Source organism: Haladaptatus sp. DYF46 (assembly GCF_021083305.1).
Classification (GTDB): Archaea; Halobacteriota; Halobacteria; order Halobacteriales; family Haladaptataceae; genus Haladaptatus.
In genome coordinates this window covers 551,378-564,736 of record NZ_JAJFAY010000002.1, presented here as the reverse complement: position 1 = coordinate 564,736, position 13,359 = coordinate 551,378, and the positions used below count along the sequence as shown (strand labels likewise).

Genomic DNA, 13,359 nt, shown 5'->3' with positions numbered 1-13,359 from the left:
CGACTAGTCGGCGCTCGGCTTTGAACTTGTCCCTACCGCCGCTCGAATCCGGTGTGCGGCGTCCTCCGCCTCGGAGCTATCGACGGGGATTCGTATCGGGTCACGCCCCGCACGCTCGATTATCAACTCGTCCGAGCGCGTCATGAAGTAGAGGACGGCGAAGACGAGAGCGACGAGTATCAACACGCCTCCTACGGGCAGCAGAATGCTTGCCAGTAGGGAGAACGCACTCACCATGGTTCCGACCATCTGCTGGACGGCGAGGAGGGCCTGTTGGTCGGCCGAGCGCGCGCTATCGAATGCGGTGAGCAGGCCGCTGCTGTTGAGCAGGTATCCACAACCCACGAGGAGCAGGCCGTAGACGAAGCTCTTGACGCTCCACGAGAGGTAATCCGGGCGACCGGCGGCTTGGACGCGTGCATCGAGAACGTTCGGTCGGTCCTCGTGATCGAATCGTCTCTCACCCCCGTCGGGCATGAACGCGAGCAGACGATGACTCGTCACCGCGATTCGTGCGCCCTCCAACTCGATTTCCTCCTCGATTTCTTCTCCCGCAAAGAGCATGTCGAGCAGGCGATCGTCCGACGCCTGTGACAGCGGGGACTGTTCCATCGTTTACCGGGACAATCACCGCGATAAATAAGGTTGCGGCTACGTATTCGCTCGCCAGATACAAATCCGATACCCGCGAACGCCCCGACATGGATGACGTACGAGTGTGGCTGGTCGAGCGGACGTACAACGACCGTGACCTGCTGACCTTGGTGTATGCGACACCCGACGGCGAGCAGTACCTCAGGAAGGAACGGGCGGGACGACTCGGCGGTGAGACGACCGCCGCGATCGAAGTCGATGCCGAACGATTAGCACCTGTCACCGACGACGCGGAGCGGGAGCGATACGCCGCCGAAGCGACGCGGATAATGGAAAAACGTGAACCAAGTGACACCGTGTAGCACGGAACAACAGTGCTATAAGCGCGTTGGCGAAACCCGAAACCATGACCGCCATCCGACTCGACGGCGTGACGAAGCGGTATGGTGACGTCACCGCCGTCAACGACCTCTCCCTCGACGTCGAAGAGGGGGAGGTGTTCGGCTTTCTCGGCCCGAACGGCGCGGGAAAATCGACGACCATCGACCTCGTTCTCGATTTCGTTCGGCCGACGAGCGGGGCCGTCACCGTCCTCGGCCGCGACGCCCGAGCCGAAAGCGTCGCCATCCGCGACAGAACCGGCGTCCTTCCGGAGGGATTTTCGGTGTATCATCGCCTGACGGGCAGGCAACACCTCGAATTCGCCATCGAAGCCAAGGACGCGGATGACGACCCTGACGGGCTTCTCGATAGGGTTTCGCTCCTCGACGCCGCCGACCGAAAGGCGGGGGGCTACTCGAAGGGAATGGCCCAACGCCTCGGACTCGCGATGGCGCTCGTCGGCGACCCGGACCTGCTCATCCTCGACGAACCGTCCTCGGGACTCGACCCGAACGGCGCGCTCGCGATGCGGGAGATCATCCGCGAGGAGCGGGTCAGGGGGGCGACCGTGTTCTTCTCCAGCCACCTTCTCGGGCAAGTCGAGGCCGTCTGTGACCGCGTGGGAATCCTCCGCGACGGAGAACTCGTCGCCGAAGATTCCATCGACGGGCTTCGGCGGAACGTCGGCAGCGACGGAACCTTCCGAATCCGGACCACCTCGCTTTCTCCGGCGGCGGTCCAGCAGATCCGCGACATCGACGGCGTGACGGGCGTCGAACGGGACGGCGACGTGCTGTTCGTGAACTGTGAAACGGGGGACAAGACCACGGTCATCACCACGCTCGAAGCCGCCGGGGTGACCGTCGAGGACTTCGGCACCGAGGAGGCGTCGCTCGAAGACCTCTTCATGGCCTACACGCAGGACGGGGTGGTACGATGACGTGGCGGTCCGTCGCCCGCAAGGATTTCCGCGATTCGCTTCGGTCCCGGTGGCTGTGGGTACTGACGGCGCTGTTCGTCGTGGTGTTCGCCGTTCCGCCGATTTTCGCTTTCTTCATCGAGCGCGGATCCGGAAGCGGGGCCGCCGGGCAGAACACCGACCAATACCTCTACCTGATGAAACAGGGAACGGCCATCCTCATCCCGCTCATCTCCATCGTCATCGGCTACGCCGCCATCACCGGCGAACGGGAGTCGGGGACGCTCAAACTCATGCTCTCGCTTCCGCACTCCCGCGAGGACGTGGTGTTCGGGAAAGTTCTCGGTCGGAGCAGTGTCGTGGGCATCGCCACCCTCCTCGGCTTCGTCGTCGCCGCGGTCATCCTCCTGTTGACCAGCCTTCAGTTCAGACTCGTCAACTACCTCCTCTTTGCACTCCTCACGATCCTCCTCGGCCTCGTCTTCGTCGGCCTCTCGGTCGGAATCTCCGCGGCCGCGAAGACCGGTCGCCGTGCGATGGTCACGGCGGTCACGCTCTACTTCGCCTTCCTCGTCTTCTGGAGCGGTCTCGCCGATCGCTTCGCCAGTTTCCTCGGATCGTCCGCCGGTATGGGGACCGCCGGACAGGTGAAGACCATCCTCCTCATCAGACTGCTCAACCCGATAACCGCGTACAAAACGCTGGTCGATACCCTGCTCCTCCCGAGTCAGTTCAACGCACGGGTCGTGCTGTTCAACCGACTCTACCAAAGCGCCGTCGCCAACGTACTCGGTAAACCCCTCCCCATCTACTTTAGCGACGCCTTCGTGGTCGTCTACCTCCTCTTCTGGCTGTTCGTCCCCGTCGCGGTCGGATACTACGTTTTCGAGCGCACCGACCTCTAGTGGTCGATTCCCCTCTCCGAAAGCAGGGACCGGAACTCCGATTCGTCGAGTATCGGGACGTCGTTTTCCTCCGCGTCGTTCGGCTTCGACTGTCCCGGATCTTCCCCGACGACGAGGTAATCCGTGTTGCCCGAGACGCTCCCCGTCGCGTTCGCGCCGTGTCGCTCCACGAGCGCCGAGATGTCCGACCGCGGTTCGGAGAGCGACCCCGTGAACACGAACGTCAACCCGTCGAGTTCGTCGCCCCCTGGCGTTTCCTCCCGCTCGGGTTCGACGTGTTCCAACAGTTCCTCGACGACCGACCGGTTACGTTCGGAGTCGAAGAACTCCCGAATCCCGGCGGCGACTTTCGGACCGATGTCCGGGACGGATTCGAGTTCGTCGACGCTCGCGTTCATCAGGTCTCGCATGGACTCGAAGTGGCGTGCCAACTCGTGGGCCGTTTCGGTCCCGACGCGTGGGATGCCGATCGCCGAGAGGAAATCCCCGAGCGAGGGTCGTCTCGTGTCCTCGATTTCAGTGAGCAGGTTCTCCGCGCTCTTCTCCCCCCATCCCTCCAGTTCGAGCAGATCCTCCTCTTCCAGTTCGTAGAGGTCGGGCAAGGACTCGACGAGGTCCGCGTCGAGGAGTTGATCCACCCGTTCCTCGCCCAACCCCTCGATATCGAGGCCGTCGTCGCTCCCGTAATACGCCACCGCCTGTCGAAGTTGTGCATCGCAGGCCAATTCTCCCGTGCAGTAGGCGATGGGGCCGTCGCGCTCGACCGGACTTCCACAGACCGGGCACTCGTCGGGCAGTTCGTAGTGCCCCTCGCTGTGCTTTTCGACGACTTCGGAGACGTAGGGAATCACGTCCCCGGCGCGCTTTATCTGCACCTCGTCGCCGATGTTGATGTCCTTCTCCGCGATTTCATCGGGGTTGTGGAGGCTGGCGCGTGAGACGGTCACACCGCCGACGTCGACGGGTTCGAGAAGCGCGACGGGGGTGAGCCGCCCCGTCCGTCCCACCTGCACCGTCACGTCCATAATCGTCGTCCGCTCGGTGCGTGCCGGGAACTTGTAGGCGTACGCCCAGCGGTACGAGCGTGCGGTCATCCCGAGTTCCTCGCACTTCTCCCGATCGTTCACCTTGATAACCACGCCGTCGATTTCGTAGTTCAACTCCTCGCGCTCGGCCATCAATTCGTCGCGATACTCGATGCAGTCGTCGATGTCCTCCACGTGTTCCGTGCGGTCGTTCACCTTCAGACCGAACTCCGGTAACGCCTCGTATTCGGACCAGTGAGTCGGGAACTCGCCGCTCGAACCCAGCACGTCGTAGAAGAAACAGTCGAGCGGGCGCTCGGCCGTCACCGACGGGTCGAGTTGCCGCAGCGACCCCGCCGCTGCGTTTCGCGGGTTGGCGAACGGGTCCTCGCCGCGCTCGACCCGCTCGCGGTTGAACTCGGTGAACGCGTCCAGCGGGAGGTACACCTCGCCGCGAACCGCGAGATAGTCGGGGTAGTCACCACGGAGGTGGTGTGGGATGCTCGCAATCGTACGAACGTTCTCGGTCACGTCTTCCCCAGTCTCGCCGTCGCCGCGCGTCGCGGCCCGAACGTACTCGCCCTCCTCGTAGACGACTTCCAGCGATAACCCGTCGAACTTCGGATCACAGACGTACTCGACGTCGCCGACTTCCCGTCGAACTCGGTCGTCGAATCCGCGGATGTCCTCCGCCTCGCCGCTCGACTCGATGGAGAGCATCGGCGCGACGTGTTCCACCGTGTCGAGTTCGTCCTGCGGCTCACCCCCGACTCGTTGGGTCGGACTGTCCGGCGTTTGAATGTCGAAGGCGTCCTCCAACGCCTGGAGTCGCGTGAAGAGTTCGTCGTACGTCCGGTCGCCGATTCGCGGGTCGTTTTCGACGTAGTAGCGGTAATCGTGGTGGCGAATCGCCTCTCGAAGCAGCGCTGCCTGCTCGCTCGCTCTGGCTTCGTCCATCTCCGCCACGGGTTCGAAATCGGTCTCCGGTTCCTCGACGTACGGATTCTCGTCCGGACTCACCTCTGCCATCGTTCAGGCATTGTTCGTCGCTCGGTAAATACCTCGGTGCCTCCACCGTACGGGAAACGGGCCTGCAGTAGCAACCCTCGTTCTCACACGCCTCCTCGTTGGAACGATGGATGATGACGGACTACAGCGTTCACGAACCGATGTTCGGTGGAACGACCCGGGACGACTGGAGCGCTCCGGAAGAGAATGATTTCGACACCGACGACTTGTCCGACATCGCCAGTCACTTCGTACTCTCCGCGTCCGGTTTCGACGACCCGGAACGGTACAAGGACCTGAACCTCCCCGTTGTCGGTCCGGACGGTCAGTTGAACGAGAACGCCATCCAAACCGCCTACAGCGGCGGCCACAGTGTCGAGCAGATGGACGGCATCGACGACGACACGAAATCGGATGCAAAAGACGTACTCTCGGACCTCGCGGACCATTTCGACGATCTGGATTTGGACGACTGAGCGGCCCGTCGAGTATCACCGATCACTGTCCAGCGAATTCAGTGCGAAGCAAACACTACGGAACTGACGAGGCATGTTTGCGTGCGAACGAACCGGTTCGCAGTCACCTGAAACGTCCGTTTTCGGGAGCGTAGTCACAGCAACTCGGCGACGTTCTCGATAGCGTTCCGGCAGAACGGACAGCGATAGTTCGTCGAGAATCCGCTGGACTGGGCGACGGTTCTCGTTTCCAGTTCGTGGAACCCGATTTTCCGCCGGCAATCCGGACAGGATACTTTTGGCACGTTTGTTGCGTTCCGACCGTATCCACTTAACTTCACAGGGCCACAACAGATATATAGGTTGTAGCTATCGCGCGCCGCGACACGGCGTCGAGCGGACGTTTCGACGGCCGTCCCGGTGAGTCGAAACGACGTTTTTCGTCCGTCGTACTCGTGAGTGTCCTATCAGTAAACGGATGCGAACAGATGGCACAGTTGGCTTCGCGCGAGGGAGCGCCACACTCCCGCCTCGACCACTCGCGCGGCGGTTGTCAGGTCACGCCGGAGTTGGTTCCGGCTTAGTATATAAATGCTCGCTGACCACTCCTCGTAAAAACCTGCACCGTCAGAGCAGTGCTCTGACGAGCCATCCGTTCGCTCCTTCGTCGCTCACGGAGACACTAGAAACTCCCCGCTCGGTCACGGTGCTCCCTCGCGGAACTATCCCTCGAACCCGTCTTCGAACCGGAACGTGCCGTTTCGCTGGACGATTTCGCCGTCGACTTCGATGAACGAGTCCTCGCTCATGTCGACGATGATGTCCACGTGGACCGCGCTCTCGTTCGGTTCCCGGTCGTCGGGCACACAGATGTCGTAGGCCATGCCGACGGCGAGGTGAACGGTGTCGCCCATCTTCTCGTCGAAGAGCATGTTGTAGGTGAATCTGTCGATGTCGCGGTTCATGCCGATACCGAGTTCGCCGAGTCGCCGCGCGCCGTCGTCGGTATCGAGGACCCCGGAGAGGACCTCCTCGTTCTTCTCGGCGCTGAAATCGACGACCTCGCCCTCCTCGAACTTCAGCCACACGTTCTCCACGATGTTGCCTTGGTGGACCAGCGGTTTGTCGAACAGCACCTCGCCCTCGACGGAATCGGGGACCGGCGCGGTGAACACTTCCCCGCCGGGGAGGTTGTTCTTCCCTTCGTCGTTGATGGTTTTCATTCCCTCGACGGACATGGTGAGGTCCGTCGTGTCGCCGGAGACGATGCGTACCTCGTCGGCGGGGTCGAGAATCTCGACCATCTGCGCTTGGAACTCGCGTTGTTCGTCCCAGTCCTTGTTCATCGCGCTGTAGACGAACTCCTCGAAGGACTCCGTACTCATCTCGGCGAGCTGCGCGCTTCCGGGCGACGGGTACTGCGTGAGACACCAGCGGGACGAGAGGATCTCCTGCTGTATGGGCTGGTACGCCTGATTGTACGCCGCGTGCGTTTCGGCGTCCACGTCGCTCATGTCGGAGGCGTTCTCGTGTGCGCGGATGTGGACGATGGCGTCCGCCGCTTCGAACAGCGCGCGCTCGTGTTCGGGCGTTTCGAGGTCGTCCGGGTCGATGGAGCGCAGGAACGCCGCCCGTTTCCTGTCCCGCCGACCGGCGGTGACGAGCGGGAACGCGCCGCGTTTTCCGAGAAGTTCCGAGAGTGCGACGGCGAGGTCGTCCGTTCCCGAGGGTGCACGAACGACGACCGTATCGCCCGCTTCGATGTCGAGGGAATGGTCAACTATCGTCTCGGCGTGGTCCCGAATTCGTTGGTCCATGGTGGAAAATTTCGCCAATACTGGGTACCACTTTCGATGTGATTTCTTCGGGGATACTCTGCTCCTACCCACGACTATTTGTCCGGCGGTGCGAAAGGAGCGGACATGCTAGACTTGCGGAGCGACACGGTAACGAAACCGAACGAGGAGATGCGAAACGCGGCCAGCGAGGCCGACGTCGGCGACGACGTGTACGGCGAGGACCCGACGATAAACGAGTTGGAAGCGGCGGCGGCCGAACTGATGGGAACGGAGGCGGCCCTCTACGTGCCGACGGGGACGATGGGCAACCAGATCGCGGCACGCGTTCATACTGAACGGGGGCAGGAAATACTGGTCGAACGCGAGAGCCACATCTACAAATGGGAACTCGGCGGATTAGCCCAACACTCGGCGCTTCAGGTGCGGACCCTCGACGGTGGCGAGCGCGGGATTCCGACGCCCGAGCAGGTCCGCGACGGCTACGTCGAGGAGGACGCCCACCGACCCGGAACCGGCCTGCTGACCCTCGAAAACACGCACAACAGCAAGGGCGGGGTCGCAATCGCCCCCGAGAAAATCGATTCCGCGGCGGAGGCGGCTCACGAACTCGACGTTCCGATCCACCTCGACGGTGCCCGCGTGTGCAACGCAGCGGTGGCGCTAGACGTGCCGCCGTCCCGAATCGTCGAGAACGTCGATTCCGTGATGTTCTGTCTCTCGAAGGGGTTGGGAGCGCCCGTCGGGTCGATGCTCGCCGGGGACGAGGAGTTCATCGCTCGTGCCCGGCGGGTGCGCAAACTGCTCGGCGGCGGGATGCGACAGGCGGGCGTGGTGGGCGCGCCGGGTCTGCTCGCACTCGAAAACGTTTCTCGGCTCGAAGAGGACCACGAGAACGCCCGCGTTCTCGCGGAGCATCTCGCCGACGTGGACGGCCTCACGGTCCAATCCCCGGAAACCAACATCGTCCTCGTGGACACCGAGGACGCGGGACTCACCGCCGCGGAACTCCTCGACGCATGCGAAGAACGCGACGTTCTCGGGTCGGAGTTCGGTACGTACGTCGTCCGGTTCTGTACCCACTGGAACGTGAACCGCGAGGATGTTGAGACGGCGGCGGAACGGGTTCGAGACGCGCTCTAACCTCCAAAAACGTTTACCGTCGGAATATGACGTCGGTGTAGGCAAACGACCGATTATCCCTTGCTCGGAATCTCGTTGACTCTGTTCGGCGGAATCGCACTTCTCGGCCACGCCGTTCTTTCCGCCGAATGGGCGGTGGCGATGATGTGGATCGGACTCGTCGTGGGTATCGGTGGGACAGTTTACGACGAATTCGTTTCGACCAGCCGATAGGCGAACCGATGAAAACTGTCAGACAAATGTCTATCGTTGACCCTTTTGCATCCCTTCCTGAAACCCCGTGAGCGTCCGGCGAATGAAGAGGTAGACGAAGAAGACGAATCCGAGCAAAATGACGAGAAGCGCGACGAACAGCGGGTCGTTCAGCGTGTTCCCGATGATTCCGAGTGGTTCCATACAACGTCTATCAGTCCACGAACCAAATTCGTTTCGCCGTCCTAGTGACAAAGTTGATTGACGAGCGGATTCATATGCACAAATATGGCCGACCTCTTGCCCTCCAGTTCCGACGTGGAACCTCCTTCGGGTGGAACTCCCCGAGTGCTCGGGGTGGACAGTGATGACGCCGACGATTTACTCAGCGCGCTCTCGTCCGACACGGCGCGAAGCCTCCTCTCCGAACTGCACGACGAACCCGCGACGGCGTCCGAGCTGAGCGACCGTGCCGATACGTCGCTTCAGAACGCTCAGTATCACCTGAAAAAGCTCGAAGATGCGGACCTCATCTCCCCTCTCGATACCATCTACTCCGAGAAGGGCCGCGAGATGACGGTGTACGCCCCGTCCGACGGCCCGCTCATCCTCTTCGCCGGCAAGGAAGAAGAGACGACCGGACTGAAAGACGTCCTCTCGCGCGTCCTCGGCGTCGCCGTCCTCCTCGGACTCATCAGCGCCGCGGTTCAGTTCGCCGTCTCCGAAGGCCTGTTGCGAATCGGCGAGAGGGCCGCCGAATCGTCCGGTGGAGGGATGGGGACCTTCTCAACGTCGTCCGAATCGACGGCCACCGCGGCGGACGCCACGGGCAACGTGCTGGCGACGATTCCGCCGGGCGTGCTGTTCTTTGCTGGCGGTCTGGTCGTCCTCGCGCTCGGTTCTGCGTGGGTGTATTTCGTGCGAAATCGATAACTAAAACGCTTTTTTGAGCTTACGGTGAGTACATTATGTCTCCCCGCATCGGATGAAACGGAGCCGCCCTGCTTCGGCCCTCCCCCGATACGCCATCAACTTTCCAGCCCTTCAACGGGGAACTCCTCCACGATTTCCCCATTCCGATCGTACACCCTCCCAGCAAAGCCCTCCGCGGTCGGTTCGAGTTCGATGTGCGTGGGCCGATGCCCTCGTGGTTGTGCGTGGCTCCCCGGGTTCAACAACAACACCTCACCGGCTTTCTCGGCGAGGTATCGGTGCGTGTGCCCGGACACCACCACATCCGCTCCCCGCTCCCTCCCGAACAGTTCGAGTCCCGTGCCTCCGCCCCGTCGCCGATGCGTGAGCGCGAACCGAACCCCGTTCTCCTCGAACGTTCGGTCCGCCGGAAGGCGGTCCTCGACTGCTTCGCTCGCGTTGTTGCCCCGGACTGCTACCAACCGCGAGCTTTCAGCTTCGAACGCGTCGAGCGCCGCCGCCGTCGTGAAGTCGCCCGCGTGGACGACGAGGTCCGCGTTCCGAACGGCGTTGAGCGTTCGCCCCGTCAACTCGTGGCCCGTCGCGCTGTGCGTATCCGAAACTATCGTTATCACGGGACGACGTTGGAAGCCGTTCGCTTTCCCTCTTGCGTCGAACCCCGCCGTCCGCTGGCTCAGCGCTACATCACTGAACTGCTGCCCCCCCATCCCGTCGCTCCGTCGTAAGGACTTTGACACCTCCACGCCGCTAGTGGGATAATGGCCGAAAGCAAGTCCGTCGTGATCGCCGCTCTCGTGGCGAACGCTGCGATTGCCGTGATGAAGTTCGTCGGTTTCGTTCTCACCCGGAGTCCTGCCATGCTCTCGGAGACCTTTCACTCCATCTCAGACACCGGAAATCAGGTGTTTCTCCTCTTCGGTATCCGGTTCGGCGACCGGAAACCGACCCGTGCCCATCCCTTCGGCTACGGCAAGGCGCAGTTCTTCTACAGTTTTCTGGTGAGCGTCCTGCTCTTCGGCATTGCGGGGTGGGAGAGCGCGAAACACGGCTACGAAGCGCTGGTTCACCACGAGACGGTCACAGGTGAAACGGTCCACTTGTTCGGTCAGTCGTTCCCACCGGTCTACGTGAACTACGCAGTCCTCATCGGGGCAATCATCTTCGAATCCTACGCCTTTCTGCAGGCGTATCGCTCGATGAAACTGGAGATAGAACGCCGGGAGTGGAGCGGGTTTCGTGAGGCGTTCCACAAGACGAGCAACGTCTCGACGCTGACGGCGCTCACGGAGGATACCATCGCCCTCAGCGGGGCCGGTATCGCCTTGGTCGGGATTTGGCTGTCGCAGGTCACCGAGAATCCGATTTACGACGCCAGCGCGGCGCTCCTCATCGGGATTCTGTTGATGTCCTTCGCCATCGCGCTGGCGTGGGAGAACAAGCGCCTCCTGCTCGGCGAAAGTCTCCCGAAAGAGGACGAGGACCGACTGCGCTCCCAGTTGGAGGGATGGGACGGCGTCACCGAAATCATCGACTTCCGAACCGTCTACTTCGGCCCGGACCGAATCATCGTCACTGCCGACGTGGCCTTCGACCCGACGCTCGACACCGGCGAAATCGACGAACACATCACCGACATCGAAAACGAACTGTTCGAAACCAACGAGAGCGTGAAGAAGGTGTACATCGAACCGGAAGTGCTGAAGACGCCATCGGAATCGGTGGTCTAAGTCCACTCGAAAACGGTTTGCTTCGGGTGGAAAACACGCGTTTCTCTCACGTAGGCAAGGGTTTTTGAACCAAGCCGCGAATATCCCGTATCGTGTCCACGACGAACGAGTACATGCGGTTCTTCCCGTACGACGCCCCCTACGACAATCAGCAGGAGGCGATGGACCGCATCTACAACGGACTTTCACGCGGACAGGACGTACTCTTCGAGGGCGCGTGCGGAACGGGAAAGACGCTCTCGTCGCTCGTTCCCGCACTGGAGTTCGCGCGCGAGGAGGACAAAACCGTCGTCATCACGACCAACGTCCACCAGCAGATGCGCCAGTTCGTCACGGAAGCGCGCGAGATAACGCGCAAGGAACCGCTTCGTGCGGTCGTCTTTCGGGGGAAGGGGTCGATGTGCCACATCGACGTGGATTATCAGGAGTGTCAGGTGCTCCGGGACAACACCTACGAAGTCGTCGACAAGGAACGCGACAAGCAGGAACTCGAACAGCGCCAGAGCGAACTGCTTTCGGACATGCAGGAAGGTGACTCGACCGCCGCCGAGGCCAGAAGCGCGGTGATGGACGAACTCGAGCAGATTCAGGACGAGGTCGAGAATCTGAAGGAGAAGAACGTCTGTGAACACTACTACAACAACCTCACCCAAAATACCGAGGAGTTCTATCAGTGGCTCTACGACGGGGTTCGAACGCCCGACGACATCTACGAGTACGCCGAGCAACAGGGGATGTGCGGCTACGAACTCCTGAAAGACGGGATGGAGGGCGTCGATTTGGTCGTCTGCAACTACCATCACCTCCTCGACCCGATGATACGCGAACAGTTCTTCCGGTGGTTGGGCCGCGACCCGGAGGACGTCATCACCATCTTCGACGAGGCGCACAACATCGAGGGGACCGCTCGGGACCACGCCTCGCGCACGTTGACCGAGAACACGATCGACAGCGCGCTCGACGAACTCCAAGAGAGCGATGACTTCCGGAGCGAGGCGGGCTTCAACGTCCTCGCCGCGTTTCAGCGCGCGCTGAAAGCCACCTACGAGGACTCCTTCGGGTTCGGCGAGCGCGAAGCGGTCGGCGAGAACTGGCAGGATGTGGCCGTCGCCAACGAGAACAAACGAGACGACCTGACGCTGAACTTCCTGCAGGAGTACTCCGGAACGGGAATCGACGCCGAGTTGGACGACGCGCTCTCGCTCGCCAAGGAACTCGACCAGCAGTACGAGGACGCGTACAAGGAGGGCGACGCGACGACGCGGAAGGAGTGCCAGACGTTGCAGGCCGCGGCGTTCGTCAAATCCTACATGGACGAAGGGGCCGAACTCGGCCAGTATCCGGTCGCCGCGGTTCGACGCGACGAGGGAACGGACCAAGTGTACGGGCGGGCGGAACTGTACACCTGCATCCCGCGCGAGGTGACACAGGCCCTGTTCGACGAGGTGTACGCGACGGTGCTGATGAGCGCGACGCTTCGTCCCTTCGACGTGCTGTCGGACGTGTTGGGGCTCTCGGAGCCCATCACCTTGGCCTACGGACTCCAATTCCCGGAGGAGAACCGTCGAACCTTCGCGGCAGAAACCCCGGCGTTGTTCGCCAGCGAGCGAAGCAACCCGGAGACACAGGAAATAATCGCCGACGCGTTGGCCGACGCGGTCCGATTCACCGCGGGAAACACGCTTGTCTTCTTCCCGAGTTACGCCGAGGCGGAACGCTACCGCGACCTCGTGGGAAGTCGAATCGATGCGAACGTGTACTTCGACGAGGCCGGGACTCCGGTGGAGGAACTCCGCCAACGGTTCACGTCGGACGACAGCGGCGTCATCCTCACCTCGCTGTGGGGGACGCTTGCTGAGGGTGTCAGTTTCGACGGCGACGACGCTCGAACCGTCGTCGTTGTCGGCGTCCCGTATCCGCATTTGGACGACCGGATGGACGCGGTGCAGGACGCCTACGATACGGTGTTCTCGGACCGATCCGGACGGAACTCGGGGTGGGACTACGCCGTGGAGATTCCGACGATTCGGAAGACCCGGCAGGCGCTCGGCCGGGTGATTCGCTCGCCGGAGGACTTCGGCGTCCGCATCCTCCTCGACAAACGCTACACCGAAAAAAGCGTCCGGGAGATGGGAAAGTACAGCGTTCGAGAGACGTTCCCGCCCGAGGAACGCGAGGAGACGATCGACATCGCGCCCGGGAAACTCAAGTTCGCCATGCTGAATTTCTTCACGGATCACGACGCGTGGGACGGCGAACCGCCACAGCCGTAACTGAGTGG

The 13,359-nt window shown here is 61.9% G+C and carries 14 protein-coding genes; 8 read left to right on the top strand and 6 right to left on the bottom strand.

What is annotated here, in order from left to right:
* Positions 1–3: 3 nt before the first annotated feature.
* The gene (locus LJF34_RS14085; RefSeq protein WP_231185655.1) at positions 4–612 is read right to left on the bottom strand and encodes a hypothetical protein; all 609 of its coding nucleotides are present in this window, start codon (positions 610–612) and stop codon (positions 4–6) included.
* A gap of 89 nt (positions 613–701) precedes the next feature.
* Between LJF34_RS14085 and LJF34_RS14080 the strand changes: the two genes are divergently transcribed.
* The 3 genes from LJF34_RS14080 to LJF34_RS14070 are packed head-to-tail and all read left to right on the top strand — an operon-like array spanning position 702 to position 2,799.
* On the top strand, positions 702–956 hold the full coding sequence (locus LJF34_RS14080) for a hypothetical protein (RefSeq protein ID WP_231185653.1): 255 nt from the start codon (positions 702–704) through the stop codon (positions 954–956).
* A 44-nt stretch (positions 957–1,000) separates the two neighbouring features.
* Positions 1,001–1,915 (top strand): ABC transporter ATP-binding protein, encoded by a 915-nt coding sequence (locus LJF34_RS14075; protein ID WP_231185651.1) that lies wholly within the window; start codon positions 1,001–1,003, stop codon positions 1,913–1,915.
* Entirely contained in the window at positions 1,912–2,799 is an 888-nt protein-coding gene (locus LJF34_RS14070) for an ABC transporter permease (protein ID WP_231185649.1), read from the top strand. Before LJF34_RS14075 ends, LJF34_RS14070 begins: the two co-directional genes overlap by 4 nt.
* Here the strand turns inward: LJF34_RS14070 and ligA are convergent.
* On the bottom strand, positions 2,796–4,853 hold the full coding sequence (gene ligA / locus LJF34_RS14065; RefSeq protein ID WP_231185647.1) for an NAD-dependent DNA ligase LigA: 2,058 nt from the start codon (positions 4,851–4,853) through the stop codon (positions 2,796–2,798). The two genes, LJF34_RS14070 and ligA, sit on opposite strands and share 4 nt — an antisense overlap.
* Before the next feature lie 113 nt (positions 4,854–4,966).
* Here ligA and LJF34_RS14060 point away from each other — a divergent pair, with 113 nt between their 5' ends.
* The gene (locus tag LJF34_RS14060; protein WP_231185645.1) at positions 4,967–5,308 is read left to right on the top strand and encodes a hypothetical protein; all 342 of its coding nucleotides are present in this window, start codon (positions 4,967–4,969) and stop codon (positions 5,306–5,308) included.
* Positions 5,309–5,442: 134 nt separating this feature from the next.
* Here the strand turns inward: LJF34_RS14060 and LJF34_RS14055 are convergent, their stop codons facing one another.
* Both LJF34_RS14055 and LJF34_RS14050 read right to left on the bottom strand, forming a co-directional pair.
* The gene (locus LJF34_RS14055) at positions 5,443–5,592 is read right to left on the bottom strand and encodes a hypothetical protein (RefSeq protein ID WP_231185642.1); all 150 of its coding nucleotides are present in this window, start codon (positions 5,590–5,592) and stop codon (positions 5,443–5,445) included.
* 417 nt (positions 5,593–6,009) lie between these two features.
* A complete protein-coding gene (locus LJF34_RS14050; protein ID WP_231185640.1) occupies positions 6,010–7,104 on the bottom strand; it encodes an aminopeptidase in 1,095 nt (364 codons plus the stop codon).
* 105 nt (positions 7,105–7,209) lie between these two features.
* On the opposite strand from LJF34_RS14050, the gene LJF34_RS14045 reads away from it, so the two are divergent.
* Positions 7,210–8,226, top strand: a complete 1,017-nt coding sequence (locus LJF34_RS14045) for a low specificity L-threonine aldolase (protein WP_231185638.1) — start codon at positions 7,210–7,212, stop codon at positions 8,224–8,226.
* A 243-nt stretch (positions 8,227–8,469) separates the two neighbouring features.
* Here the strand turns inward: LJF34_RS14045 and LJF34_RS14040 are convergent, their stop codons facing one another.
* Complete coding sequence (locus LJF34_RS14040) at positions 8,470–8,622, bottom strand: hypothetical protein (RefSeq protein ID WP_231185637.1); 153 nt, start codon at positions 8,620–8,622, stop codon at positions 8,470–8,472.
* 84 nt (positions 8,623–8,706) lie between these two features.
* Between LJF34_RS14040 and LJF34_RS14035 the strand changes: the two genes are divergently transcribed.
* Entirely contained in the window at positions 8,707–9,351 is a 645-nt protein-coding gene (locus tag LJF34_RS14035) for a winged helix-turn-helix domain-containing protein (RefSeq protein WP_231185636.1), read from the top strand.
* A gap of 95 nt (positions 9,352–9,446) precedes the next feature.
* Here the strand turns inward: LJF34_RS14035 and LJF34_RS14030 are convergent, their stop codons facing one another.
* The gene (locus LJF34_RS14030; protein WP_231186326.1) at positions 9,447–9,965 is read right to left on the bottom strand and encodes a metallophosphoesterase; all 519 of its coding nucleotides are present in this window, start codon (positions 9,963–9,965) and stop codon (positions 9,447–9,449) included.
* Positions 9,966–10,109: 144 nt separating this feature from the next.
* Between LJF34_RS14030 and LJF34_RS14025 the strand changes: the two genes are divergently transcribed.
* Both LJF34_RS14025 and LJF34_RS14020 read left to right on the top strand, forming a co-directional pair.
* A complete protein-coding gene (locus LJF34_RS14025) occupies positions 10,110–11,078 on the top strand; it encodes a cation diffusion facilitator family transporter (protein ID WP_231185635.1) in 969 nt (322 codons plus the stop codon).
* Between the two features lie 89 nt (positions 11,079–11,167).
* Positions 11,168–13,351 (top strand): ATP-dependent DNA helicase, encoded by a 2,184-nt coding sequence (locus LJF34_RS14020; protein ID WP_231186325.1) that lies wholly within the window; start codon positions 11,168–11,170, stop codon positions 13,349–13,351.
* The last annotated feature ends 8 nt before the right edge of the window (positions 13,352–13,359 follow it).